Below are 25,903 nucleotides of genomic sequence, written 5' to 3' on the forward strand. Positions count from 1 at the left end.
GTCATCCTGCCATTAGCACGTTGAAGGAGACGCAGTCAGCACTTCAGACACGCTCAAATATAGCAAATTGATTGATGAACTAGAAGGAGCTTGAAGCAGCTATGTTGCAAATAATTAAAGCAAGATGGATTGTATTAGTGGTGTGGATGATAACAGCTGTGATTCTGTTTATTACTGCGCCCAATTTAGAGGAATTAACAAGAGAAAAAGGGCAATTAAAGGTTCCGGAGGGGACACCAACAGCTGAGGCACTTCACTTATTGGATAAGCTCACAGATCAAAACGGGAAAAAAGATACGGGTGTTATTGTATTCTCCGAACAACATCTGTTCCCTAAGAAAGAGCAGGAATTAAAAAAGGCTTTATCTGCACTCATGACACATGCTCCAGACCTCCACATTGACGGAATTACTTCGTATTTTCATGTAGATCCGGACATTCAAAAACAACTTTTATCAAAGGATAAAAGTACACTTCTTGTTCCATTCAAATTCGACCACTACGAAACAAAAGCTGTGAAGATTAAAGAACAAATTGAGGAAGTTTTAAAGCCCTATCATGTCTCATATGAAATGACGGGACAAAAATTTGTGGATTCAGATGTCATTCAAAGCTCTCAACAAGGTCTGAAGAAAACTGAACTTATAACGATCATTTTTATTTTCTTTATTTTAATCATTGTTTTCAGATCGATTTTGGCACCTGTTGTTCCGCTCATTACGATCGGCATTTCTTATGCTGTCAGCCGTTGTATTGTGGCTTTTCTAGTAGAATATATGCAATTTCCTCTATCTAATTTTACTCAGATTTTTATGGTAGCGATTATGTTCGGTATAGGAACAGATTATTGTATTTTGCTTTTAAGCCGTTTTAAAGAAGAAATCGGTCAAGGTCGTGATGTCAAAGAGTCAATTATCATCACATATAAATGTGCAGGGAAAACGGTCCTTTTCAGTGGCTTAGCCGTGTTAGTCGGCTTCTCAAGCATTGGGTTTGCCAAATTTCAATTGTATCAATCGGCTGTTAGTGTTGCTGTAGGAGTTGGCATCCTGCTGATCGCCCTTGTCACCATCGTTCCCTTTTTTATGTCTGTTTTTGGAAAATCCCTTTTCTGGCCATCTAAAAGAGAAAACATTCGCCACCCGCAAAGTAAAATGTGGGAATGGGCTGGGCGTTTTTCATTTAAAAGGCCACTGATCAGCCTAGGTTTAGTTGCACTCATTACGGTGCCTCCTATTCTGATGTACGACGGGACTCTTTCTTATAACAGCTTAAATGAGATTGGGACAAAGTATGAATCAGTGTCTGCATTTAATACGATATCAGAGCAATTTGGCTTTGGGGAAGCGCTGCCCCTGAATGTACTTGTTGAAAGTGACAATAAGTTAGATAACCAAGAAAAGATTGTCATGATTGAAAAACTGACCCGTAAATTAAATGACATTGACGAAGTAAAAACGGTCCGTAGTGTCACTCGGCCTGTTGGAGATGGGCTAAGTCAGCTTTACGTCACCTCTCAAGCAAAAGAGCTGGGCGGAGAACTAGGAAAAGGCCATGAAGGAATTGGGAAAATTTCAGATGGTTTGACCGAAACAAATCTTGCCCTTCTTAAACAAAAACCAAAAATTCAAGAATCCGCTAAAGGCATTGATCAGCTGATTGATGGAACAAAAGCGATCAAAAGCGGCATTGGAGAAGTAAGGGTGTCCCTGATCTCTTTAGAAGATGGGGTGAGGCGCAGTAAAGATGGCGTCGGAACCATTCGAAGTAAAATCAAAGAAGCAAAAAAGGAATTAGAGCAAGAATATCGAAGCAGTGAAGCGATGATTCAAGAGCTTAAACGAATGGTGAGTACGCTTGAACGTCATGCGAAATCAAATCAGCAGCTGATAACCACCATTAAAAAAGTAAAAAGTTCGTATGAAAATGTATCGTTTGAAGCACTTGAAAAACGGCTGCCAGAAGTAAAAGATATGGATGAATATAAAGAAATCAAGGAAGTATTCAAAAACACAAAAGGAATGCTTGATCAAGCAGGGGACCAAATGAATCTGTATGAAGAGGAAGCCTCTGTCTTTAAAGAAAAGATCAAGAAAGCAGATTCAGTGATTCAAAGCCTATCAAGCAAGCAAAAAGAAGTAAAACGTCAAGTACAAGCGCTCATGGAAGGGCTCGATCAAGTTTATAACGGTCTTGAACAAACAAATGAGGGCCAAAAACAATTGATTAAAGAAATGCCTAAAATTGAAGATGGCGCAGACCAGCTGACAGACGGCCAAAAAGCAATCAAAAAAGGATTTAGTCAGCTTTCATCAAAACTCACATTGTTAACAGATGGTTTAGATGAAAGTATTGAAGGGCTTGAGCAGGTCAAAAGCGGCTTCACAGAGGCGGACGGCTATTTAAAGCAGCTTCAGAAAGCGCCAGATGAAGAAATAACAGGCTGGTTTATTCCAGAAGAAGTGCTGAAACGCCATGAATTTAAGCAAATCTTTCATACGTATATGTCTCCAGATCGTAAATTAACATCCTTTGAAGTTATTTTAAATGTGAATCCATACAGCAATGAAGCGATGAAAGGCGTTGCGAAAATTGAGGACACCCTTGATCAATATTTACCTGTCAGCGGGTTAAAGAATGCAAATTACGGTGTGTCTGGTATCTCAAGTTTAAATGTAGATTTAAAAGAAACATCTGACGGTGACTTTATTCGAACGGTCATTTTCATGTTAGTTGGCATCTTTATCATTTTAATTATATTATTACGGTCAATCGTCATGCCGATATACTTAACACTTTCACTCATTTTAACGTATTTTACATCCGTCGGTTTAACAGAATGGATCTTTAAAACATTTTTTGGCTACGACGGTCTCAGCTGGGCTGTCCCATTTTTCAGCTTTGTCATTCTTGTCACCCTTGGTATTGATTATTCGATCTTTCTAATGGATCGCTTTAATGAATGGAAGGGAGAGCATGTGCAAGCATCAATGATATCAGCGATGAGAAATATGGGTTCCGTCATTATTTCAGCAGTCGCAATATTAGCGGGGACCTTTGCCGCTATGCTGCCGTCCGGTGTATTATCACTTGTTGAAATTGCAACGGTCATACTCATTGGGCTTTTATTATATGCGCTTGTTGTATTACCGCTCTTCATCCCGGTCATGGTTCGTATTTTCGGTAAATGGAATTGGTGGCCTTTTAGAATGAAATAACGACCGGCGTCTCTGCTTATAGCAGAGGCGTTTTTATTTCCTATCCTTTCCTCTGATTGATATAATGTCTATTAAATGGCTGTTTTACGTATATATCAGCTATGTTCTAATACATAATAAATAGGATGAACAAAGGAGGTTTCTCATGACGTACTTACAAGAGAAGACACTAGACACACCTGGTCTTCATACTCATATTGTCAAAACAGAAAAATTTAAAACGGTCACAATCCTTTTTAAAATGCTCGCGCCTCTATCGAAAGATGACGTCACCATGCGTTCACTTTTCCCGCATGTGCTGTTAAGAGGAACAGAGAAAATGCCGAAAACAGGAGAATTGCGTGCTTATTTTGATGAGCTTTATGGTGCTACGGTTTCAGCAGACATGGCGAAAAAAGGGGAGAATCACATCATTACCTTCCGCCTGGAAATGGCGAATGAGAAATATTTAAAGGATCAAACCCCTTTACTAGAAAAAGGGATTGCCTTACTATCTGATCTACTATTCCATCCGTATGTTGAAAATGGAGCGTTTAGTCAATTATATGTAGATCAAGAAAAACGCACTTTAAAACAGCGAATTCAAGCAGTGTATGATGATAAAATGCGTTACTCGAACTTAAGGCTTGTGCAGGAAATGTGCAAAGGTGAACCGTATGCACTGCACGTCAATGGAGAAATGGAAGATATCGAAACGATCACAGCTCAATCGCTGTTTGAAGCATATAAGCATGCGCTTCAAACAAATCAGCTTGATCTTTATGTTGTGGGAGATGTAGACGAACAAGACATCAGCCGAATGGTCTCTCAATACTTCAAAACAAGTGATAGAGAACCGGTTAAACAACACGCTGAATCAACAAGCACGCAAAGAGAAGCAAAAGAAGTCATCGACGAAGAAGACGTGAAGCAAGGCAAACTGAATATCGGCTTTCGCACGCATACGACGATTGCAGATGACGATTATCCGGCTTTGCATTTGTTTAATGGCATATTCGGCGGCTTCTCGCACTCGAAGCTATTCATCAATGTTCGGGAAAAAGCAAGTCTTGCGTACTACGCTGTGTCTAGACTTGAGAGCTTTAAAGGCTTGATGATGGTCATGTCAGGGATTGAAGTCGGCAACTATCAGCAGGCAGTAGACATCATTAAAGAACAATTTGAAGCGATGCAAAAAGGTGATTTTTCAGATGAAGCGATTGACCAAACAAAAGCTGTCGTCAAAAATCAGCTACTTGAAACGATCGATACATCTTATGGGACAGCGGAATACCTGTATCAGCATGCCGTTGTGCCAACAGGGGAAACACTTGATTCCTTTTTAGAAGCACTTGACCGAGTGACAAAAGAGGATATCATCAAAGTGGGTCAGAAAATCGAATGGGATACGACCTATTTTCTTAAAGGAACGGAGGGAGCTTCATGACAGTGAAAACAATTCAATTCGACCAGCTGCAAGAAACGGTCTATCACGAAAAAATGGAGAGCGGACTTGACGTCTATGTGCTCCCAAAGCAAGGGTTTAACAAAACCTATGCGACTTTTACAACCAAATATGGCTCTGTCGATAACGAATTTGTGCCGCTTGGCAAAGCAGACATGATTCGAGTGCCTGACGGAATTGCCCATTTCTTAGAGCATAAACTGTTTGAAAAAGAAGACGGAGACGTATTTCATACATTTAGTAAACAAGGAGCATCCGCAAATGCTTTTACGACATTTACGAGAACAGCTTACTTATTCTCAAGCACCTCAAATGTCGAACAAAATCTTGAGACACTCATTGATTTTGTTCAAGAGCCTTATTTTACTGAAAAAACGGTCGAAAAAGAAAAGGGCATCATTGGTCAAGAGATTAACATGTATGATGACAATCCGGATTGGCGTTTATTCTTCGGTCTGATTGAAAATCTATATCAAGAGCACCCTGTGAGAATTGATATAGCTGGAACTGTAGAAAGTATTGCTCCGATTACAAAAGATCATTTGTATGAATGCTATGAAACGTTCTATCACCCGAGTAATATGCTTCTATTTGTTGTCGGTCCCGTTGACCCGAAGCAAATATTAGACCAAGTTCGAGCGAATCAGGCTAAAAAGCCATTTACAGACCAGCCAGAGATCAAACGAAAAGACATCAATGAGCCTGAAGGTGTGTACCGAAAAGAATACGAACTTCCAATGAACGTACAAGGCTCGAAATGTATGTTCGGTTTGAAAACTAAGAATCCTCATAAAAAAGGAAATGAGTTGCTAAAACATGAACTAGGAATGAATCTCATTTTAGAGACGCTGTTTGGTAAAAGCTCCTTACAATATGAACAAATGTATGAAAAAGGCTTAATTGATGAGACCTTCAGCTACGATTATACGGAAGAAGGCGGCTTTGGCTTCACGTCAGTTGGCGGAGATACAAATGATCCTGATCAGCTGGCAAAAGTATTAAAAGAAACCCTTCTTCAAGCAAAGAACTTGATCTCAGAAGAGAAAATTGTGCTCGCGCGTAAGAAGAAAATCGGCAGCTTTTTAAAAGCCATGAACTCTCCTGAATACATTGCGAATCAATTCACTCGATATGCATTTTTAGACATGAGCTTATTTGATGTCGTGACCATGCTGGAACAGATCCAATTAACCGACATTCAGCAAATTTTAGAGGAAGAAATTGACGAAGAACGGATGTCCGTTTTCAAAGTCGTCCCGAAAACAAAATAAATAAAGAGAGACAAACTCAGATAAATGAGTTTGTCTTTTTTGTGTCTAATGAATAAAAGCCTGTGATTTGTGAGGATTTTCATTGACAATCATTTTGTTCATTAGTTAAACTCTTTAATAGTTAAACACTTAAACTAAAAAGGAGCAGCGTATGGAACAAAAAAAAATTGCACAGCTCATTCAGAGATATGCAGACGTCTATCTCATGATGGAAAAAAAGGTATCGAGTATGATCACGGAAAAGCTTGATAAAGAGCTGACGCTTGATCAGTATTACTCGCTTCGATACATTAATTTACATCCTGGATGTACGTCTACTGACCTTGCAAATGTATGCAATGTGAATAAAAGTGCGGTAACCTCCATGACCAATCGTCTTTTTACAAAAAACTATATTGTCCGTGAGCACGATAAAGCCGATCGAAGAAATGTTCACCTGTACGTTACGCCAGAGGGCAAAGATGTGGTCAGCCGAATGGAAAAGCAGCTTCAGGATCTCGTTCGATCTTATTTTGAAAAGCTGGAAGAAAAAGAAATGGAATCATTTATTCAAACATATGAAAAGATCTATCAAGTAATCATCGAAGAGGAGGCACAAAGTACTAATGAGAGCAATCATAAAGGGTAGATGGCTGATCACGATTTTATGGATCGTATTAGCGGCAGTGTTACTCATCACCGCTCCTAATATGGCGCAATTAACAAAAGAAAAAGGGCAAATTTCAGTACCAGACGGCTATCCGTCCTCATATGCAAATCAGTTATTAAAGAAAATGTCTGAAAACGGTGATACAGAAAAATCAATTGTCATTGTCTTTCAAGAAAAGAACATCGTCAAAGAAAGAGAAACATCTTTAAAAAAGGCAATGGAGATTTTAGAAAAGGACCAAAATCTACATGTCGAGGACATCACTTCTTATTTTGACGCCAATAAAGATATCAAAAAACAGATGCTCTCTAAAGATCGCACGACGCTCCTTGTTCCAGTTACATATGACTCAAACAAAATCAAAGCTTCCGATTTTAAAGAAAGAGTCAATGAAAAGCTGAAGAGCTTAAATCTGACATATGAAATGACAGGACAGCCGTTAATTGATGATGACGTGATCACAAGCTCGCAAGAAGGTCTGAAGAAAACAGAGTTCATTACGATTGGGTTTATTCTCATCGTTCTTGTCCTTGTCTTTAGATCAGCTGTGGCGCCTTTCGTTCCATTAGTCGCAGTAGCTTTGTCTTACTTGGTGAGTCAATCCATCGTGGCTTATTTAGTTAAATATCTCGACTTCCCGCTCTCGACCTTTACCCAAATCTTCATGGTCGCGATCATGTTTGGAATAGGAACAGACTACTGCATTCTACTTCTCAGCCGCTTTAAAGAAGAGATCGCACACGGTAAAGATAAAATTGAGGCGATTCTTATTACGTATAAAACAGCAGGAAAGACTGTTTTATTCAGCGGAATTGCTGTGCTCATCGGTTTTACATGTATTGGTCTGGCACAGTTTCAGCTCTATAAATCAGCTGTTGCAGTAGCAGTTGGTGTCGCTGTGCTCATTGTGGCGCTTCTCACGATTGTTCCGTTCTTTATGGCGGTTTTAGGAAAAGTGTTATTTTGGCCGATTAAAGGTGATATTGCGCATCCGCAGTCAAAAATGTGGGAAACAGCAGGACGCTTTTCATTTAAAAAACCACTTTTCAGTTTACTAATCGTAGGAATCATTACGCTTCCTCCCATTCTCATGTATAAAGGAACGCTTTCTTATAATAGCTTAGATGAAATCGGTAATAAATATGAATCAGTCAATGCATTCAATACGATTTCCGACAAATTTGGGCCAGGAGAAGCTCTACCGGCAACGATTGTCGTGAAATCAGCTGATCTGTTAGACAACAATAAAGGGCTGATTGCTGTTGAAAAACTCAGCCGTGCAATTGAACAAACAGATGGCGTAAGTAAAGTGAGAAGTGCGACACGTCCTGTCGGTAAAGGGCTAAGTGATCTATACGTGAAATCACAAGCCAAAGAACTGAATACCGGACTTGATAAAAGTAATGAAGGCTTAAAAAAAATCCAAGATGCACTGACGACAATGAGTCAATCCATTGAGGATCAAACGCCGCAAATCAAATCATCTGGAAAAGGCATTAACAAATTGATTTCTGGTACAGAATCAGTGCAAACAGGCATTCAAAATGTCGAAAAATCGTTAAGAGATTTACAAAGCGGAATCGATCAAAACAAAAACGGTGTTGCACAGATTAAAGAAAAAATTAAAGGTGCGAAAAAAGAATTAACGGCCCAAGTCGCACAAGTGAATCAGCAAGTGTCGCTGTATAAAAACATTTCCAAAGAATTAAAGGCAGCATTGGCGCAGGTGGATACGTCATCCTCTGCCGCAGCGGATGTAAAAGCATTAATCACACAAGCAAACAAACAATTTAGTACACTTGAAAAACAAATTCCGCAGGTGAAAGAAAATCAATCGTATCAAGCCATCAAAGCTTCATATAATGAACTTTCTACGACGTTGCAAGAAGGGGCGAAACAGGCAGACAGCTATGCCAAACAAGCGAAAGAAGCTAGAAAACAGCTTGAAGCAGCAGATGCCTTTATCGCAAAAGCTAGAGAGCAGCAAAAAGTTTTGACGAGTCAAATCGATGAACTCGTTGCTGGCTTAGATGCAATTGAAACTGGATTGGATAAAACGTCTAAAGGTCAAGGGCAAATAGCTGATAATATGCCAAAGCTTGCAAATGGTGCCGGGCAAGTGATTGATGGTCAAAAACAAATGAAAGAAAAGATTGGCGGCTTCGGTGATGACCTGACCAAGCTGACAGACGGGCTGAACAAAAGCGTCGATGGCTTGGAGAAAATTTCAAGCGGACTAATGGGTGCAGGTGACTACTTAGACGAACTGAAAAATGCACCAGATCAAGACATGGCCGGCTGGTTTATTCCAAAAGACGTGCTGAAAAACAAAGCATTCAAGCAAGTATTTGATTCATACATGTCGGATGACCGCAAGATGACAAAGATTGATGTCATTTTAGAAAAAAATCCATATGGCAATGAAGCCCTGTCGACGATCAAACAAGTAGAAGCTTCTGTCAAGCGGGCACTTCCTGAAACGAATTTAAAAGATGCATCATTCGGCGTTTCAGGTGTATCAAGTATGAACGCTGATTTAAAACAGCTGTCAGACCAAGATTTCAATAAGACGGTTCTTTACATGATGATCGGTATTTTCCTCATCCTGGTGATCCTGTTCCGTTCGCTTGTGATGCCGCTGTACTTAGTAGGTTCACTTATTTTGACTTACTTTACAGCTATCGGAATGACAGAATTTATTTTCACTCATTTCTTCGGATATCCGGGCATTAACTGGGCGGTTCCTTTCTTTGGATTTGTCATATTAATGGCGCTCGGAGTCGATTATTCGATTTTCTTAATGGAGAGGTTCAATGAATACAAAACAAAAGACATTCAGTTTGCGATGACCGAATCAATGAAGAATATGGGCTCTGTCATTATGTCTGCTGCTGTTATTTTGGCAGGAACATTTGCAGCCATGCTTCCTTCAGGAGTGCTGTCTCTCCTGCAGATTGCAACACTTGTTCTCACAGGACTTTTGCTGTACGCACTCGTTGTGCTACCATTGTTCGTACCTGTAATGGTGAAATTGTTCGGATCAGCGAACTGGTTCCCATTTAAACGAAAAGAATAGATATTTCAAATAGAAAGTAGGAATCCATGTGATGAGTCGATGGGCGCTGATAACAGGTGCCAGTGGCGGGATTGGGCAGGCTGCGGCAAAAAAGCTCGCCCAGGAAGGCTGCCATGTGATACTCCATTATCACAAAAATGAACAGACAGCCGTGCAGCTTGCCGCTGAGCTGGAAGAAACATGTCATATTCAGACGCATGTCGTTCAAGCAGATTTAGCCAAAATGGGCGGTGCAGATGAGCTCGTCAGCCGTCTGCCCGTATCTCCGGATATTCTTGTGTTAAATAGCGGTAAGAGTCATATCGGATTAGTGACAGATACAGAAAAAGACGTATTAGCCAGTATGGTGCAGCTTCATGTGACAAGTCCATATGAGCTCACCCAGCACCTATTGCCAGCCATGATTCAAAAAAAAACAGGTCATATCGTTGCGATAAGCTCGATATGGGGTGAAACAGGTGCATCGTGTGAAGTGCTGTACAGCATGGTGAAGGGGGCGCAAAATGCGTTTATTAAAGGTCTGGCAAAAGAGCTTGCCCCAAGTGGAATTAGAGCAAATGCTGTTTCACCAGGTGCTGTCCATACAGACATGATGAAAAGCTTCACACAAGAAGATATTGAAATGCTGGAGGAAGAAATCCCGCTTGGCCGGCTTGCATCACCTGAGGAGATTGCTGATGTCATTTGGTTTCTCGCCTCAAAGCAGTCAAGTTATATGACAGGTCAAATTTTATCCGTTAATGGCGGCTGGTACTGTTAAAAAACGTGTATAATTCGTCTCTCCATGACAAAAGCTATGGCTGTAATTCATCTTTTCGAATGGAGGAATCGACATGTCAGTACTTGAGAACTGGGACCATTGGAAAAACTTTTTAGGTGACCGTTTAAATCATGCGCAGGATAAAGGCTTAAAAGATGATACCATCAATAACCTTGCGTATGAAATTGGCGGATATTTAGCTAACGAAGTTGAAGCAAAGAACGAGCAAGAAAGAGTACTTGCTGACCTTTGGAGCGTTGCATCAGAAGATGAGCAGCGCGCAATTGCCAATATGATGGTCAAACTGGTTGAAAATAATAGCTCGCACTAAACAAAAAGAGGGGTCGTTTGTGCCTCTCTTTTTATTTTAACTGTTTCACAACATTGTGCTTTCTAAAAATGTGAAAATGCTTTATGATATAGGAAGGTAAAAATTTGCCACAATGAAGGGGGTAATATCATTTGGCAAAGCTCGAATGGTATTTTGAATATGAGATACAGGTAAACCGTCCCGGACTTTTAGGAGACATTTCATCTCTAATGGGGATGCTTTCAATTAATATTGTGACAATTAATGGTGTTGATGTATCAAGACGCGGAATGCTTCTGCGCTGTGACCATACAGATCAAATTAAGCGCCTTGAATCAATTTTAAATACAATGGAAACGATAAAAGTAACGAAATTAAGACAGCCAAAACTTCGTGACCGCTTAGCGGTTCGTCACGGCAGATATATTCAGCGTGATGCAGATGACAAAAAGACGTTCCGATTTGAAAGGGACGAGCTTGGTCTTCTTGTTGATTTTATGGCTGAACTATTTAAAAAAGAAGGGCATAAATTAATTGGGATTCGCGGGATGCCGCGTGTCGGAAAAACAGAATCAATTGTGGCTTCAAGTGTATGTGCCAGCAAGAGATGGCTTTTTGTATCATCCACTCTTTTGAAACAGACGATCCGAAGCCAGCTGATTGCGGATGAATACAGCCCAGATAACGTCTTTATTATTGATGGAATTGTGTCGACGCGAAGAGGTTCTGAGAAGCACTTGCAGCTTTTAAGAGAAATTATGAGACTGCCGGCAACAAAAGTAGTTGAGCATCCAGACATCTTTATTCAAAATTCAGAATATACAATGGATGATTTCGACTATATCATTGAATTGCGTAATAGTGCAGACGAAGAGATTACATATGAGCACGCTGAAGAACCACAAGTGTTTGATCATTCTGGTTTTTCTGGCTTCGATTTTTAATATGGTAATGGTAGGTGTTTGTTTTGACTGAATTGGGAAAACGGCTCATTGAGGCCAGAGAGGAAAAAGGGATGTCGCTGGAGGATCTTCAGACGGTGACCAAAATCCAAAAGCGCTACTTGCTAGCAATCGAACAAGGAAACTATGATATTATTCCAGGTAAATTTTACGTCAGAGCGTTTATTAAACAATATGCCGAAGCCGTTGGACTAAATCCTGAACAATTGTTCGAAGAATTTCGTAAAGATGTGCCGAGCACGTATAACGATGAAGTATCTGATAAATTATCAAATATTAAGCCGCAAAGAGAGCTGCCTAAGCCTGCCTCGAAGGTGCTTGAGCTGCTGCCGACCATTTTGATTATTGGAGGTGTCCTAGTGGTCATCGCGATCATTTATGTCATCGTGCAGGCGGTCAATCATGATAGCGGACAGAAGAACAACCAGACGGCTCCTCAGCAGTCAGAATCTAAGTATGAAGTATCTGAGGATTCATCTCTTGCAAAGGATCAAAAGAAAAAAGAAAAAGCTTCGTCAGATGATCAAGAAAAATCATCTAAAAAAGATGACTCATCAAAGGATTCATCCAAAGACGATGAAACGGTCTCTTTGAAGGCAGCGAATACAGAAGGCTCAACGACAACGTATGAAGTGTCAGGCGCAGATGAGATGGAGTTAACCATTTCTGCTACAAAAGCTTCTTGGCTGCGCGTCAGAGACGAATCTGGAAAAGTGCTGAAAATGGGTGAACTAAAAGATGGTGAATCGTTTAAAACAGACCTGTCTGAGCTCTCTCAGGTCGATATCCGTCTAGGCAATGCGACTGGAATTGATATTAAGGTGAATGACGAGACACTTAAGTACGAATTAGACCCTAAGAACACCATGACACAAAACATTGTGATTGTGAATAAAGGAAAGGAAAAGTCATCTTAAGCAAGTAGATGACTTTTCTTTTGTTCCTACTATTATATATACATAAAAAAATGGCTTATTGGAGGATTGAAATTCATGTTTAACTTACCGAATAAAATAACTCTTTCTAGGATCGCCTTGATCCCTGTTTTTATGATTATTATGCTTGCACCTTTAGATTGGGGCGTTGCACGTTTTGGTCACGTCAGCATCGAAGTGACGCATCTTGTTGGAGCAATCCTGTTTATTGTTGCTTCGACAACGGACTGGATTGATGGGTACTATGCGCGTAAACTGAACTTAGTGACGAATTTTGGTAAATTTTTAGATCCGCTTGCAGATAAATTGCTTGTTTCAGCTGCTTTAATTATACTTGTTCAGTACAACCTCACGCCGGCATGGATGGCGATTGTGATCATTAGCCGTGAATTTGCTGTAACTGGTCTAAGACTTGTACTAGCCGGAGGCGGTGAAGTGGTAGCAGCTAATATGCTTGGAAAAGTGAAAACATGGGCGCAAATCATTGCGATTTCAGCTCTTCTATTGCATAACCTGCCGTTCGAACTTGTATCATTCCCGTTTGGTGACCTTGCGATGTGGGTAGCAGTGTTCTTCACTGTTGTGTCAGGCTGGGATTACTTTGTGAAAAACTGGGAATCTTTAAAGAATGCTAACTAAAAAGGACGTGTACGCTTTGAAGTCAGAGAGAAAAGCAGAAATTATTGCAGTCGGTTCCGAACTTTTGCTAGGGCAAATTACGAATACGAATGCACAATTCATAAGCAAACAGCTAGCTGAAATTGGTGTGAATGTGTATTACCATACAGCAGTTGGTGACAATCCAGAGCGTTTAAAAAGGGCCATTCAAGTGGCGCAGGAAAGATCGAATTTTATTATCTTCTCAGGTGGTCTTGGACCAACGAAAGATGATTTAACAAAAGAAACCATCGCGAGTACACTTGGAAAAGAGCTCGTGCTAAATGAAGAAGCATTTGAATCCATTCAAGAATACTTTCGAAAGACTGGACGAGACATGTCACCGAATAACCGGAAGCAGGCACTCGTTCTAGAAGGATCTGATGTGCTCGTGAACCGGTTTGGGATGGCCCCAGGTATGTTTATTCAAGAAGACGATACGTTTTATATGCTACTTCCTGGACCACCAAGTGAACTGCATCCAATGTTTGAGAACGAGGCGAAGTCGCTGATATCTGAGAAACTGGACTTAAAGGAAAAAATCGTGTCTGTTGTTCTTCGCTTTTTCGGAATCGGCGAATCACAGCTTGAAACAGACCTAGAAGATTTAATTGATGCTCAAACCAACCCAACGATTGCACCTCTCGCATCTGACGGTGAAGTGACACTTAGGCTCACGGCTAAGCATGAGGATGAAAAAGAAACGGAGCGTTTGTTAAAAGAGACGGAAGTGAAAATTTTAGCGCGTGTAGGAGAGTACTTCTACGGGTATGGTGATACATCACTTGTCCGTGAAGCTTCCAAGTCCCTGCACGAACACGGGAAAACAGTGGCAGCGGCTGAGAGCCTGACAGGCGGAATGTTTTCTGAATGGCTGACAGACCTTGAAGGTGCATCGTCGATTTTAAGCGGCAGTATCGTTTGTTATACAAACCAAGTCAAACAGCAGGTGCTTGGCTGCCGTGAGGAAACATTGTCTTCTCATGGTGCTGTTAGCAAAGAGTGTGCTTTAGAGCTTGCTGAAGGTGCTAGAAAGCTTACGGGAAGTGATATTGGTATTAGCTTTACGGGTGTAGCAGGCCCTGATACCCACGAGGGGCAGCCTGTCGGAAAAGTGTTCATCGGGCTATCTACGAAAGACCATACAGACGTGTTTGAATGGATGTTTACAGGAAGCCGGTCGGGCATTCGAAAGCGCGCTGTGAAATACGGACTGCATCACTTGCTCAATTTATTAAAAGAGAGTTAATTTTGTTTTTTGTTAGGTTTACTCCTTTATAAAAGAGTGTTTTTTCTAATAGAAATCACTCTTTTCTTAAAAATCTGCCAAGAAAAAAATCGAATATGTGTTCGTTTTTTTCTTGGCAAATGACGTGAAACAAGGTATAGTATAGATAGTGGAATTGATAAAGGAGGAAACAATAGAATGAGTGATCGTCAAGCAGCCTTAGATATGGCTCTTAAACAAATAGAAAAACAGTTTGGTAAAGGCTCTATTATGAAACTAGGAGAGCGAACAGATACACGTATTTCAACAGTACCGAGTGGTTCGTTAGCACTTGATACTGCACTAGGAATAGGTGGATATCCTCGCGGCCGTATTATTGAAGTATATGGTCCAGAGAGTTCTGGTAAAACGACAGTAGCACTTCATGCCATTGCTGAGGTTCAGCAGCAGGGAGGACAAGCTGCATTTATTGATGCAGAGCATGCGCTCGATCCAGTCTACGCTCAAAAACTAGGTGTCAATATTGATGAGCTGTTACTTTCTCAGCCTGATACAGGAGAACAAGCACTTGAAATTGCAGAAGCTCTTGTCCGCAGCGGGGCAGTTGATATTGTTGTTATTGACTCAGTAGCTGCTCTTGTACCAAAAGCAGAGATTGAAGGAGACATGGGTGATTCGCACGTTGGCCTACAAGCACGCTTGATGTCCCAAGCACTTCGTAAACTATCTGGTGCCATTAATAAATCAAAAACCATTGCCATCTTTATTAACCAAATTCGTGAAAAAGTTGGGGTCATGTTCGGTAACCCTGAAACAACGCCAGGTGGACGTGCGCTGAAGTTCTATTCATCTGTTCGTTTAGAAGTGCGCCGTGCTGAACAGCTGAAGCAGGGCAATGACATTATGGGGAATAAAACGAGAATTAAAGTGGTGAAAAACAAAGTAGCACCGCCATTCCGTATTGCAGAAGTAGACATTATGTACGGTGAAGGAATCTCAAAAGAGGGCGAAATCATCGACCTTGGAAGCGAATTAGATATCGTACAAAAGAGCGGTGCTTGGTATTCTTATCAAGAGGAACGTCTTGGACAAGGCCGCGAAAATGCGAAACAGTTCCTTAAAGAAAACAAAGATATTCTTCTCATGATTCAAGAACAAATTAGAGAGCACTACGGTTTGGATACAAACGGAGTGAAAGCAGCTGAAGAAGAAGGTCAAGAGGAATTGGAAATTTAAAGACTAAAAGACGCTGAAAAGCGTCTTTTTTTTACATTTACATGACAGCTAGCAGGTCAAAAGTTCTGTCTTTGCTTGAAATAACGACTTACGCCTCAGTCTGACTAGCTTGACAAGTATTTCCGACACAATTACAATGGAAATGTATCACTTGTTTTTCTTAACATGATTGATAACTAATTTAAACTTGACAAGGGCAGTGAGGATCTCATTCCCTGTGAAGGCCCTGTATGTTGAGACACAAAACAATGTACATGCCGACACTTTATTTGTAAAACCAAGTTCATAGCAAGAGGAGGTGAAAATATGTCGCCTACGATGTTTACGATCATCTCCATTTTGCTGAGCCTAATCTGTTTAGTTGTTGGCTACTTTGTTCGTAAAACCATTGCAGAAGCAAAAATATCCGGCGCAAGAAACATGGCCGAACAAATTGTTGAGGATGCAAAGCGTGATGCGGAAGCATTGAAGAAAGAAGCGCTCTTGGAAGCGAAAGATGAAATTCATTCCTTTCGTGTAGAGGCGGAGCAAGAAGTTCGTGAAAGACGTAATGAGCTTCAAAGACAAGAAAACCGTTTACTTCAAAAAGAGGAAAATCTTGATCGCAAAGACGAATCTTTAGATAAACGGGAGTCCCTGTTGGAGAAGAGAGATCATTCTCTGAATGAACGACAACAACATATTGAAGAGATGGAAAGCAAAGTGGATGATATGATTCGTTTGCAGAAAGCCGAGTTGGAACGTATTTCAAGTTTAACTCGAGATGAAGCGAAACAAATCATTCTGGATCAAGTTGAAAATGAGCTTTCCCACGACATTGCAGTCATGACGAAAGAATCTGAAAACCGAGCGAAAGAAGAGGCTGATAAAAAGGCGAAAAACATTCTTTCACTTGCGTTACAGCGTTGTGCAGCTGATCATGTAGCTGAAACGACGGTATCTGTAGTCAATCTTCCAAATGATGAGATGAAAGGTCGTATTATCGGACGTGAAGGACGAAATATCCGTACGTTAGAAACGTTAACAGGTATTGACTTGATCATAGATGATACACCTGAAGCTGTTATCCTATCGGGCTTTGATCCGATTAGACGTGAAACAGCGAGGATAGCTCTGGACAAGCTAGTCCAGGATGGCCGCATTCATCCTGCACGAATTGAAGAAATGGTGGAAAAATCACGCCGTGAAGTCGATGATTATATCCGTGAGATGGGTGAGCAAACGACATTTGAAGTCGGAGTTCACGGTCTGCATCCGGATCTCATCAAAATTCTCGGTCGCTTAAAATTCCGTACAAGTTATGGACAAAATGTCCTGAAGCATTCAATTGAGGTTGCACATCTTGCAGGTCTCATGGCTTCAGAGCTTGGAGAAGATGCAAAGCTTGCAAAACGAGCAGGTCTTCTGCATGACATTGGAAAAGCCATTGATCATGAAGTAGAAGGAAGCCACGTAGAAATTGGCGTTGAGCTTGCGACGAAATATAAAGAGCATCCTGTTGTCATCAACAGTATTGCCTCTCACCACGGTGACCAAGAACCGACATCTATTATCGCTGTTCTTGTTGCGGCAGCAGATGCATTATCTGCAGCACGCCCTGGTGCAAGAAGTGAGACGCTTGAAAATTACATTCGGAGACTTGAGAAATTAGAAGATATCTCTGAATCTTATGAAGGTGTTGAAAAATCGTTTGCGATACAGGCTGGACGTGAAGTGCGTATTATGGTGAAGCCAGATTCAATTAATGATCTTGAAGCTCACCGTCTAGCAAGGGATATTCGTAAGCGAATTGAGGACGAGCTCGATTACCCTGGTCACATCAAAGTGACGGTCATTCGAGAAACTCGCGCAGTAGAGTATGCAAAATAGAGCGGTGCGCTTAGCGCCGCTTTATTTTTTTGTGTAAATATGCAACACTGATAAGAAGTCAATTTATAAGAGAAAGGGTTCAAAGCGCATGAAAATATTATTTGTTGGAGATATTGTCGGTTCACCTGGACGAGACACACTGAAAGAATACTTACCAAAGCTAAAGAAGAAATATCAGCCCCACTTTACCATTGTCAACGGAGAAAATGCTGCTCATGGGAAAGGGATAACTGAAAAAATCTATCATGAGCTGCTGCAAGCAGGAGCTGACGTGCTCACAATGGGCAACCATACTTGGGATAAAAGAGACATTTTTGATTTCATTGATGACGCAGCCAACATGGTTCGTCCGGCGAACTTCCCAGAAGGCACACCTGGTAAAGGTCTGACGTTTATAAAAAAACAAGGGAAAGAATTAGCCGTCATCAACCTGCAAGGACGTACTTTTTTACCCCCACTTGACTGCCCATTTCAAAAAGTAGACGAGTTAATTGCGGAAGCATCCAAACGTACACCGTTTATTTTTATTGATTTTCATGGTGAAGCCACAAGTGAAAAGCTAGCGATGGGCTGGTATACAGACGGCCGTGCATCATGTGTCGTTGGAACGCATACACATGTTCAAACAGCAGATAATCGCGTTTTGCCAAAAGGAACTGCGTATATTTCAGATGTGGGAATGACAGGACCTTATGATGGCATTTTAGGTGTTGATCGGGAGACGATTATTAAACGATTCAAAACAAGTCTTCCAGTCCGTTTTGAGATTGCAGAAGGACGCACGACATTAAGTGCAGTAATCGTAGAAATTGACGAACAGTCGAAAAAAGCTGTCAAAATTGATCGAATTTTGATAAATGATGACCATATTTTCTTTGAATAAATGTTCACATATTTATTTCAGAAAAATATTAATCAGAAAGAAGGAATATGCGCCCTCTATCGTGAATATAGTAAAAATGGTAGGTAGCCTGCTATTTTTGAAAAACATTTTGGGGATGGATTTTCAAAAAATAGCATCATCTAACAAAGATTGTTCTAATGAACACTCACTTATCCATTGTAAATTTAAGGGGGAGCAGAAATGGAAATTTTAAAAGTTTCAGCAAAGTCAAATCCGAATTCAGTAGCAGGAGCATTAGCAGGCGTTTTACGTGAACGCGGTGCAGCGGAAATACAAGCAATCGGCGCTGGAGCGCTGAATCAGGCGGTCAAGGCTGTAGCCATAGCAAGGGGATTTGTTGCACCAAGCGGAGTGGATTTGATATGCATTCCAGCCTTTACTGACATTCTTATCGATGGAGAAGAAAGAACAGCCATCAAATTGATTATTGAGCCACGATAATTCTAATTTTATTATTTTCAACCTGCTTACATCATGTAAGCAGGTTGTTTTTGTTTACCACTATACATTTCTTATATAACATATTCAGTTCATGAAATAGATAAAAATGACATATTAGAGCTTGCATTTTTTCACCATGATGATAAATTAAGATTAAGTTAAAAATACTTCATCAAAAATAAATATTTAAGTAGGTGAAATAATGATTGAAGCTTTTTTGAAAAGAGGAAAGCTTGTTTTTATTTTATTTTTTATTGTTCTCATTGCTGGCGGCTATTTATTTACGCAGCTTCCTAAGCGAGAACTGCCAGAATTCCAAGCAAATATCGTCACGATTTCCACCGTGTTTCCGGGTGCGGATGCAAAACAGGTGGAAAGTGATGTAACCAATAAGCTCGAATCAGCCATATCTGATATCAATGGTGTAGAGAAAACGAGCTCTGTTTCTGCCATTGGTTTTTCAAATATTGTGCTTGAAATTGATGATCAAGCCGACTTTCAAAAGGTGGCAAGTCAAATTAAGAATGAAACCACGAGTGCTGCGTCGTCCTTTCCTGACGGAGTGATGGAGCCTGATGTAAAGGATGAGTTTGGCAACGTGCCGGTTGGTTCTTATATGGTTGTGGCAAGTCAATCAACAGACTTAGCAAAAAGTCAGGAATCGCTGCGTGCGTTGAAGGAAAAGGTTGAGGACATCAAAGGGGTAGACAGTGTCGTCATCAAAGGATTCAATGATAAGCAAGCGGTATTAAACTTAGATTCAAGCAAACTGGAGGATGAAGGGTTAAATGTAACGGATGTCACAAATGCCATCAATCAGGAATTTGATACATCTCCACTAGGCGACATTCGGACAGGCGGCGAGAAGGTCAAGCTGTCCATCAATACCTACGACCGTTTGGATCAAGTGAAAAAGCTTGAGCTTTTCTCCAAAACGAACCGTGAACCGGTCACAATCAGTCAGCTTGGCATTTTAAAAGAAGTAGAAAAAGAGAAAAGTGACATTGTGTCGTATAACGGAAAGCCCGCCTATTCATTTACAGTCAATATCAAACCAGGGCTTGATATCCCTAAAATGTATGACAAAGTCAGTGATGTTATTGAGAAAGAGAAGCAGCTTCCAAGTGGTGTCGAGTGGGTAAACTACTATTCACAAAAAAGTGAAGTGGATGCCATTTTTAATGATTTGATAAAAGAAGCCATTGTTGCTGTCATCGCTGTTATTGTTGTCACCACACTTGGTCTTACCATTGGCGGTGCGTTTATCGTTTCACTTGCCATCCCATTATCAATCACAATCGGAACGATTCCGCTGCCATTTTTACAAGTGGACCTCAATCAGATTTCGATTATCGGCTTTATCATTGCCCTAGGAATACTTGTCGATGATGCCATTGTCGTCAACGATAATATATTAAGACAGATGAAAAAATATGAAAGTCCGCTGAAAGGAACGATTGCAGGGGTCAAAGAAGTTGCAGGGTCTATTTTGACATCAACACTAGCGGTTGTGTTTGCTTTCTTGCCGCTTGTTTTCCTATCAGGTGCAAACGGTTCATTTATACGAGCATTACCGTCTGTTCTCGTAACGACTGTACTTGCATCTATGGTGATTTCTCTGACACTAGTGCCAGTCTATCAATATACCGTGAACCGAAAAAGACAGAACAAGAAAATTCAAAAAGAGCCAGGATTCCTAGGCAAACCGTTAAAAAAATTAGCTGATTTTTATGCAGACCGTATGCTGACGAACATTGTGAAGCGTCCGCTGCTTATTGGCTTAAGTGGTTTGCTTGTTGCAACGCTTGCCTTTTTACTGATTTTCGTCACACCATTTGAATTTTTCCCTGCAGCGAATAAGAAAGAAGTGGTTGTCACTGTCACACTTCCAAGTGAAACAACATTAGACAAAACAAATGAAACATTAGAGAAAATAGAACAAGAGATGAAACAGCAGAAAGGCATTGAAGAAACGGCGATCTTTGCAGGCGGCGGTGTACCGAACCTGTTTAATGAAAGTATTTCAAATGCAAGTGATCATACTGGTCAGGTTGTCGTGAGAGTAGACAATGATCAGATGACGAGTAAACAATTAATAGATCGTATGACAGAGCCATTGCGTAAGAAATTTAAAGATGCTGATATCTTTATGAAAACCATTGTTCAAGGACCGCCAACTGGTGCGCCTGTGACAGTAACCATTGCGGGTGACTCTTTTGCAAAGCTCATTGATGTCAAAGAAACGCTCACAAGTGAAATGAAAGAAAAAGGAGCAAGCTTGATCACTGACGATGTCAATCAGCCAGTAAAAACGATCTCCTTTGAACTAAACCGTGACCGAATGGCAGAAGATGGTCTCAGCGCTCAGTTTGTCAGCAGACAGCTCGGTCTTGTGACAGAAGGTATGCCATTAGGCAGCTTTAAACAAGGAACAAAAGATATCGACTTAGTGGTCAAACAGGATGTAGGTACACATCAAAATGGATTAAAGCTAAACAAAATAAAAGTGCCTGTGAATTCAAATGAAGGAGGTATGCCTTCACTTGAGCCACTTAGCCGATATGTAAAAGAAAAAGAAACAGAGCAGTACGAAAGCATTCCACATGAAAATGGAATTCCGACCATTACGCTGAAGGCGTACCCTGGCACGTCAGACTCGTTTAAAGACGACATGAAAGAAGTTGTCGATCAAGTAGGAAAAACGGATGCAGCAAAGGATTTAGCCATTTCTCAAGGCGGAGAAAATGAAAATCAATCCCAGTTCTTTATTGAAATTAGTCTCTTATTTGGAGTTGTCTTGCTTCTCATTTATGTGACCATCGCTTTCCAGTTCAATTCATTGATGCTTCCACTATTAGTTCTAGGAACGGTTTACTTAGCGATATCTGGAGCTGTTATCGGACTGTTTGTCACCCAAACGCCGTTCAGCTTTATGGCAACAATGGGAATTGTCTCATTAGCTGGTATCGTGGTCCGAAATGCGGTTGTCTTGTTCGAATTTATTGAGCAGCGGCGTAAGCAGGGATTCGATCAACAGACAGCTGTCATTGAAGCGGGAAGAGCAAGGATCAGGCCAATTTTACTAACAGCATTTACGGCACTTGTCGCCCTTTTGCCTGTAGCATTAAGTAATGATCCGCTCTTTAAGCCGCTGGCCATCTGCATTGTATCGGGTGTCTTTTTCTCAACAATTTTGACACTATTAATCGTACCTGCCTTATATATTGCCGTTTCAAAAAGACGATGACGCAAAAAGCAAATCTCCTTTTCTACGGGGATTTGCTTTTTTTTTAGAAAAATATCCAAAAAAATATGTGGAGTGCTCATTTGTCTTTTTGTAGAGGACAATGGTATTTACGACGAAAATAAGACGTGTTAAAATCTCATTGGGAGAAGTTTTTTAACAAAGGGGTTGTACGTCATGTGTGGAACGATGAAAGCGATTGTTAAAAAAGAAAGCGCTTACGGAGCGGTGCTGATGGAGATGCCGATTCCAGAAATCAATGATCATGAAGTATTGATTCAGGTAAAAGCCACATCGATATGCGGAACAGACGTGCATATTTATAATTGGGATGACTGGGCAAAGAGAAGAGTTAAAGCGCCCTACATTTTTGGACATGAATTTACAGGGGAAGTTGTCAAAACGGGGAACCAAGTCTCACGAGCAAAAGTAGGGGATTTTGTATCGGCAGAGACACATGTTGTATGTAATCAGTGCTCTATGTGTTTAACTGGGCAGCAGCACTTGTGCAATGAAACGAAAATTTTAGGGGTAGACATTGACGGCTGTTTTGCTGAATATGTCAAAGTACCTGAACAAAATGTGTGGCACAATCCAGCTCAAATGCCAGTAGAGCTTGCGTCTATTCAAGAGCCGCTTGGAAATGCGGTTCATACAGTGCTGCACACACCTGTTTCAGGTAAGTCAGTGGCGATTTTTGGCTGCGGACCAATCGGTTTAATGGCGATCGCCGTCGCGAAAGCTTCCGGTGCTGTCCAAGTGTTTGCTGTCGATCAAAACGAATACAGACTGAATCTTGCTCAGAAAATGGGGGCAGACCATATCGTGGATATTGGAAAAGATGATCCTGTTGAGGTGATTAAGCAGTTCACACGGATGGAAGGGGGAGATGTGGTATGCGAGATGTCAGGACATCCAGTTGCCATTAATCAAGCTCTCGAAGCGTGTGCAAATGGAGGGAAAGTCAATATACTAAGCTTGCCAGAACGACCAGTGACCATTGACATTACGAATCAAATTGTTTTTAGGGGATTAACCGTGCAAGGAATCACGGGGAGAAAAATGTTTGAGACGTGGCGTCAAGTATCTGAGCTATTAAGAACGAATACCATCGATGTCCAGCCAGTTATCACCCATACGCTGCCATTTGAACAGTTCGAAAAGGGATTTGAACTCATGAGAAATGGTACGTGCGGAAAAGTCGTACTGATATTGCCATCAAACCAAAGGGGGAAGAAATGATGAAAGAATTCACGTATTTACAAAATGAACTGGAAACAATGAAGCAGCAAGGCACCCACCAAACATTGAAAGAGATTGACTCAAAACAATCATCCACTGTGACATTAAATGAACAATCTGTCATACAGCTCTCCTCAAATAACTACTTAGGCCTCACCTCACATCCAAGGCTGATGAAAGCGGCAAAAGAGGCCATTGATGAATTCGGTGCTGGTACGGGGTCTGTACGAACCATCGCTGGCACAATGACGATGCACGAACGTCTTGAAAAAAAGCTCGCTGCATTTAAAAAGACCGAGGCAGCCCTTGTGTTCCAATCAGGCTTTACGACCAATCAAGGGGTCTTATCAAGTATTCTGACAAAAGATGATATTGTGATTTCAGATGAACTGAATCATGCCTCAATCATTGACGGCATCCGGTTAACAAAAGCAGATAAAAAAGTATACGGTCATTCCAATATGGAAGAGCTTGAGAAAATTTTAAAGAAATCTATGAATTACCGCGTGCGTCTCATCGTCACAGACGGTGTGTTCTCAATGGATGGAGATATTGCGCCACTTCCTGAGATTGTCAGGCTCGCAGAAGCATATGATGCATTTGTGATGGTAGACGATGCGCATGCCTCGGGCGTGCTTGGTAAAAATGGCCGCGGGACAGTCAGCCATTTTAAACTCGACGGCAGAGTGCACATTCAGGTTGGGACACTTAGTAAGGCTGTCGGAGTCCTTGGCGGCTATGTAGCGGGTTCAGCCGTTTTAATTGATTATTTAAAGCATAAAGCAAGACCGTTTTTATTCAGCACCTCACATCCGCCAGCTGTGACTAGAGCGTGTGAAGAAGCGATTGAAGTGCTGTTAGATGAACCGGAGCGAATCGATACACTTTGGGCAAACGCCGCCTATTTTAAAGAAAAGGTCGTCAGTCTTGGGTTTCAAGTTGCACCGACAGAGACACCGATTATCCCCATCATGATTGGAGACGAAGCCCTTACTTTTCGCTTTTCAAAGGCTTTAATAGAACGAGGCGTGTTTGCTCAAGGCATCGCCTTCCCAACTGTGGCAAAAGGAAAAGCGAGAATTAGAGCCATCATCACAGCCGAGCACACAAAAGAAGAACTAGACCGTGCACTGACGATCATCGAAGAAGAAGCAAAAAAACTAAACATACTTGATTGAGAGAGCGCGGGCTCTCTTTTTTTGAACTATTCTTTCCATATTTCATCAAATCTACCGTTTGTTATGTATAATGTATGTAAAAAGATCTATTGAGGTAAGTGGTGAGACAAATGCTATTTAATAAAGAAGATTTTTATGAGCAATTTTTAGATTATAAGAACAAAGGGAGAACAGATAAGAATCACCCTTTTCACAACATGTTTAATAAAGAAATCCCAAACAACATTCATTATGAATTAGAAAAACGTCATATGAGGAATTTGGATAGGATCGATATTAAAGCATCTACAGGAAATGGAAAAGTTGCAGAATGTTTTTGGATTGCACTTTTAGACAGGAGATTAACGACAAATCCTAATTCCCAAAAAACAACGACACAAAAAGGAATATTTATTGTTATTTTATTTGCTGAGAACGGGGAAGATTTTTATTTAACAATTGAAACAGGAACTGAAAATCTATCTTTATCTGAAATTAAGGAAGAGGCAGCCATTTGGAGGAAGAGGCTACAGCCGGAATTAAAGCACCATAAAAGACTAGAGGGCTTTCATATAGGTGATTTTCATTTGGGTAAATCATTAAGACCTAAAAAATATGTAGCAAGCTCATTGGTCTTTAAAAAGTATAATATTGATCATTTTGACCATCACCAATTAATACAAGATATCAATTCTTTAAATGATTTTTTTTATGATTTTGTTTACGAAGTATATTTGGATCAGGACCTTACTCCAAAATTGGAAGATCAGAACAAATTTAAAAGAAAAAGAATCATTCATAGAGATGTTTATAAACAATTAAGAGAAGAAAGAGCAAAGCAAAACGAAGAGACAGGTAGAATAGCAGAGAAATTTGTTTATCGTAAGGAAGTAGAGCAATTAAAAGCAGTGGGTCGGGAACAATTAGCGGAAGCTGTCAATTGGGTGGCTGAGACGGAAGATGGTCATGGATTTGATATCAAATCTTATTTCCCCGATGGAAAAGAGAAGCTCATAGAAGTAAAAGGATCTAAATTGACTCACCAAGACTTTCCATTCTTCTTATCTGAACAAGAAAGAATGGTAGCAGAAGAGGAAAAAGAATCATATGTGATTACTTTAGTTGAGAGTGTTGGTACACAGCATATGAAGATTGTCAAAGAAATACAAAACCCTTTAGGTAAAGAAGATCTACATCTGAAACCTACTCAATATTCATGCAAAATTCGTGTGGATTGAAAAGTGGTGGCACGTATGAATTTATTTTCAATTCACGACAAAATAGTCTATACTGTAGGGTG

Annotated in this window: 19 protein-coding genes; all 19 read left to right on the forward strand. The window is 40.6% G+C overall.

The features are described from left to right. Positions 1-101 precede the first annotated feature (101 nt). Complete coding sequence (locus MKY18_RS08230; protein ID WP_126741672.1) at positions 102-3,218, forward strand: MMPL family transporter; 3,117 nt, start codon at positions 102-104, stop codon at positions 3,216-3,218. A gap of 145 nt (positions 3,219-3,363) precedes the next feature. Next, the gene (locus tag MKY18_RS08235) at positions 3,364-4,644 is read left to right on the forward strand and encodes a pitrilysin family protein (protein WP_106067486.1); all 1,281 of its coding nucleotides are present in this window, start codon (positions 3,364-3,366) and stop codon (positions 4,642-4,644) included. Next, the gene (locus MKY18_RS08240; protein WP_265208356.1) at positions 4,641-5,933 is read left to right on the forward strand and encodes a pitrilysin family protein; all 1,293 of its coding nucleotides are present in this window, start codon (positions 4,641-4,643) and stop codon (positions 5,931-5,933) included. Before MKY18_RS08235 ends, MKY18_RS08240 begins: the two co-directional genes overlap by 4 nt. Before the next feature lie 151 nt (positions 5,934-6,084). Further along, a complete protein-coding gene (locus tag MKY18_RS08245; protein ID WP_126741673.1) occupies positions 6,085-6,561 on the forward strand; it encodes a MarR family transcriptional regulator in 477 nt (158 codons plus the stop codon). Continuing rightward, positions 6,539-9,658, forward strand: a complete 3,120-nt coding sequence (locus tag MKY18_RS08250; RefSeq protein ID WP_126741674.1) for an MMPL family transporter — start codon at positions 6,539-6,541, stop codon at positions 9,656-9,658. Before MKY18_RS08245 ends, MKY18_RS08250 begins: the two co-directional genes overlap by 23 nt. A 31-nt stretch (positions 9,659-9,689) precedes the next feature. Beyond that, positions 9,690-10,418 (forward strand): SDR family oxidoreductase, encoded by a 729-nt coding sequence (locus tag MKY18_RS08255; RefSeq protein ID WP_126741675.1) that lies wholly within the window; start codon positions 9,690-9,692, stop codon positions 10,416-10,418. Between the two features lie 73 nt (positions 10,419-10,491). After that, complete coding sequence (locus MKY18_RS08260; RefSeq protein WP_003211590.1) at positions 10,492-10,749, forward strand: DUF3243 domain-containing protein; 258 nt, start codon at positions 10,492-10,494, stop codon at positions 10,747-10,749. 131 nt (positions 10,750-10,880) lie between these two features. Then, entirely contained in the window at positions 10,881-11,672 is a 792-nt protein-coding gene (locus MKY18_RS08265; protein ID WP_003211480.1) for a DUF3388 domain-containing protein, read from the forward strand. Between the two features lie 23 nt (positions 11,673-11,695). Further along, the gene (locus MKY18_RS08270; protein ID WP_003212257.1) at positions 11,696-12,607 is read left to right on the forward strand and encodes a helix-turn-helix domain-containing protein; all 912 of its coding nucleotides are present in this window, start codon (positions 11,696-11,698) and stop codon (positions 12,605-12,607) included. Between the two features lie 75 nt (positions 12,608-12,682). After that, positions 12,683-13,264 carry a CDP-diacylglycerol--glycerol-3-phosphate 3-phosphatidyltransferase gene (gene pgsA, locus MKY18_RS08275; protein ID WP_044141864.1) on the forward strand — a complete coding sequence of 194 codons (582 nt, stop codon included), beginning with the start codon at positions 12,683-12,685 and terminating at the stop codon, positions 13,262-13,264. Between the two features lie 16 nt (positions 13,265-13,280). After that, the gene (locus tag MKY18_RS08280) at positions 13,281-14,531 is read left to right on the forward strand and encodes a competence/damage-inducible protein A (protein ID WP_065097419.1); all 1,251 of its coding nucleotides are present in this window, start codon (positions 13,281-13,283) and stop codon (positions 14,529-14,531) included. A 177-nt stretch (positions 14,532-14,708) separates the two neighbouring features. Continuing rightward, positions 14,709-15,746, forward strand: coding sequence for a recombinase RecA (gene recA / locus MKY18_RS08285; RefSeq protein WP_044141863.1), 1,038 nt, complete (start codon positions 14,709-14,711; stop codon positions 15,744-15,746). A gap of 306 nt (positions 15,747-16,052) precedes the next feature. Continuing rightward, complete coding sequence (gene rny / locus MKY18_RS08290; protein WP_003211958.1) at positions 16,053-17,615, forward strand: ribonuclease Y; 1,563 nt, start codon at positions 16,053-16,055, stop codon at positions 17,613-17,615. Between the two features lie 88 nt (positions 17,616-17,703). Further along, on the forward strand, positions 17,704-18,498 hold the full coding sequence (locus tag MKY18_RS08295; RefSeq protein ID WP_003212177.1) for a TIGR00282 family metallophosphoesterase: 795 nt from the start codon (positions 17,704-17,706) through the stop codon (positions 18,496-18,498). Between the two features lie 201 nt (positions 18,499-18,699). Beyond that, complete coding sequence (spoVS, locus tag MKY18_RS08300; protein ID WP_029281188.1) at positions 18,700-18,960, forward strand: stage V sporulation protein SpoVS; 261 nt, start codon at positions 18,700-18,702, stop codon at positions 18,958-18,960. Positions 18,961-19,162: 202 nt separating this feature from the next. Next, complete coding sequence (locus MKY18_RS08305) at positions 19,163-22,207, forward strand: efflux RND transporter permease subunit (RefSeq protein WP_342497805.1); 3,045 nt, start codon at positions 19,163-19,165, stop codon at positions 22,205-22,207. 174 nt (positions 22,208-22,381) lie between these two features. Continuing rightward, positions 22,382-23,446 carry an L-threonine 3-dehydrogenase gene (gene tdh / locus MKY18_RS08310; RefSeq protein WP_342497806.1) on the forward strand — a complete coding sequence of 355 codons (1,065 nt, stop codon included), beginning with the start codon at positions 22,382-22,384 and terminating at the stop codon, positions 23,444-23,446. Further along, a complete protein-coding gene (locus tag MKY18_RS08315; protein WP_106067492.1) occupies positions 23,446-24,624 on the forward strand; it encodes a glycine C-acetyltransferase in 1,179 nt (392 codons plus the stop codon). Before tdh ends, MKY18_RS08315 begins: the two co-directional genes overlap by 1 nt. 110 nt (positions 24,625-24,734) lie before the next feature. Continuing rightward, positions 24,735-25,841 (forward strand): DUF3578 domain-containing protein, encoded by a 1,107-nt coding sequence (locus MKY18_RS08320; protein WP_106067493.1) that lies wholly within the window; start codon positions 24,735-24,737, stop codon positions 25,839-25,841. Positions 25,842-25,903: the final 62 nt, after the last annotated feature.

The sequence above is a fragment of the Bacillus sp. FSL R7-0672 genome (assembly GCF_038601465.1).
In the GTDB taxonomy this organism is placed as follows: domain Bacteria; phylum Bacillota; class Bacilli; order Bacillales; family Bacillaceae; genus Bacillus; species Bacillus pumilus.

Excerpts from the sequence above, each read along its gene's own strand:
- MKY18_RS08230 (WP_126741672.1), top strand. The coding sequence starts at position 102 with ATGTTGCAAATAATTAAAGCAAGATGGATTGTATTAGTGGTGTGGATG.
- MKY18_RS08295 (WP_003212177.1), top strand. The coding sequence starts at position 17,704 with ATGAAAATATTATTTGTTGGAGATATTGTCGGTTCACCTGGACGAGAC.
- MKY18_RS08245 (WP_126741673.1), top strand. The coding sequence starts at position 6,085 with ATGGAACAAAAAAAAATTGCACAGCTCATTCAGAGATATGCAGACGTC.
- MKY18_RS08235 (WP_106067486.1), top strand. The coding sequence starts at position 3,364 with ATGACGTACTTACAAGAGAAGACACTAGACACACCTGGTCTTCATACT.
- MKY18_RS08320 (WP_106067493.1), top strand. The coding sequence starts at position 24,735 with ATGCTATTTAATAAAGAAGATTTTTATGAGCAATTTTTAGATTATAAG.
- MKY18_RS08315 (WP_106067492.1), top strand. The coding sequence starts at position 23,446 with ATGAAAGAATTCACGTATTTACAAAATGAACTGGAAACAATGAAGCAG.
- spoVS (WP_029281188.1), top strand. The coding sequence starts at position 18,700 with ATGGAAATTTTAAAAGTTTCAGCAAAGTCAAATCCGAATTCAGTAGCA.
- MKY18_RS08250 (WP_126741674.1), top strand. The coding sequence starts at position 6,539 with ATGAGAGCAATCATAAAGGGTAGATGGCTGATCACGATTTTATGGATC.
- MKY18_RS08260 (WP_003211590.1), top strand. The coding sequence starts at position 10,492 with ATGTCAGTACTTGAGAACTGGGACCATTGGAAAAACTTTTTAGGTGAC.
- tdh (WP_342497806.1), top strand. The coding sequence starts at position 22,382 with ATGTGTGGAACGATGAAAGCGATTGTTAAAAAAGAAAGCGCTTACGGA.
- rny (WP_003211958.1), top strand. The coding sequence starts at position 16,053 with ATGTCGCCTACGATGTTTACGATCATCTCCATTTTGCTGAGCCTAATC.
- MKY18_RS08305 (WP_342497805.1), top strand. The coding sequence starts at position 19,163 with ATGATTGAAGCTTTTTTGAAAAGAGGAAAGCTTGTTTTTATTTTATTT.
- MKY18_RS08240 (WP_265208356.1), top strand. The coding sequence starts at position 4,641 with ATGACAGTGAAAACAATTCAATTCGACCAGCTGCAAGAAACGGTCTAT.
- pgsA (WP_044141864.1), top strand. The coding sequence starts at position 12,683 with ATGTTTAACTTACCGAATAAAATAACTCTTTCTAGGATCGCCTTGATC.
- recA (WP_044141863.1), top strand. The coding sequence starts at position 14,709 with ATGAGTGATCGTCAAGCAGCCTTAGATATGGCTCTTAAACAAATAGAA.
- MKY18_RS08255 (WP_126741675.1), top strand. The coding sequence starts at position 9,690 with ATGAGTCGATGGGCGCTGATAACAGGTGCCAGTGGCGGGATTGGGCAG.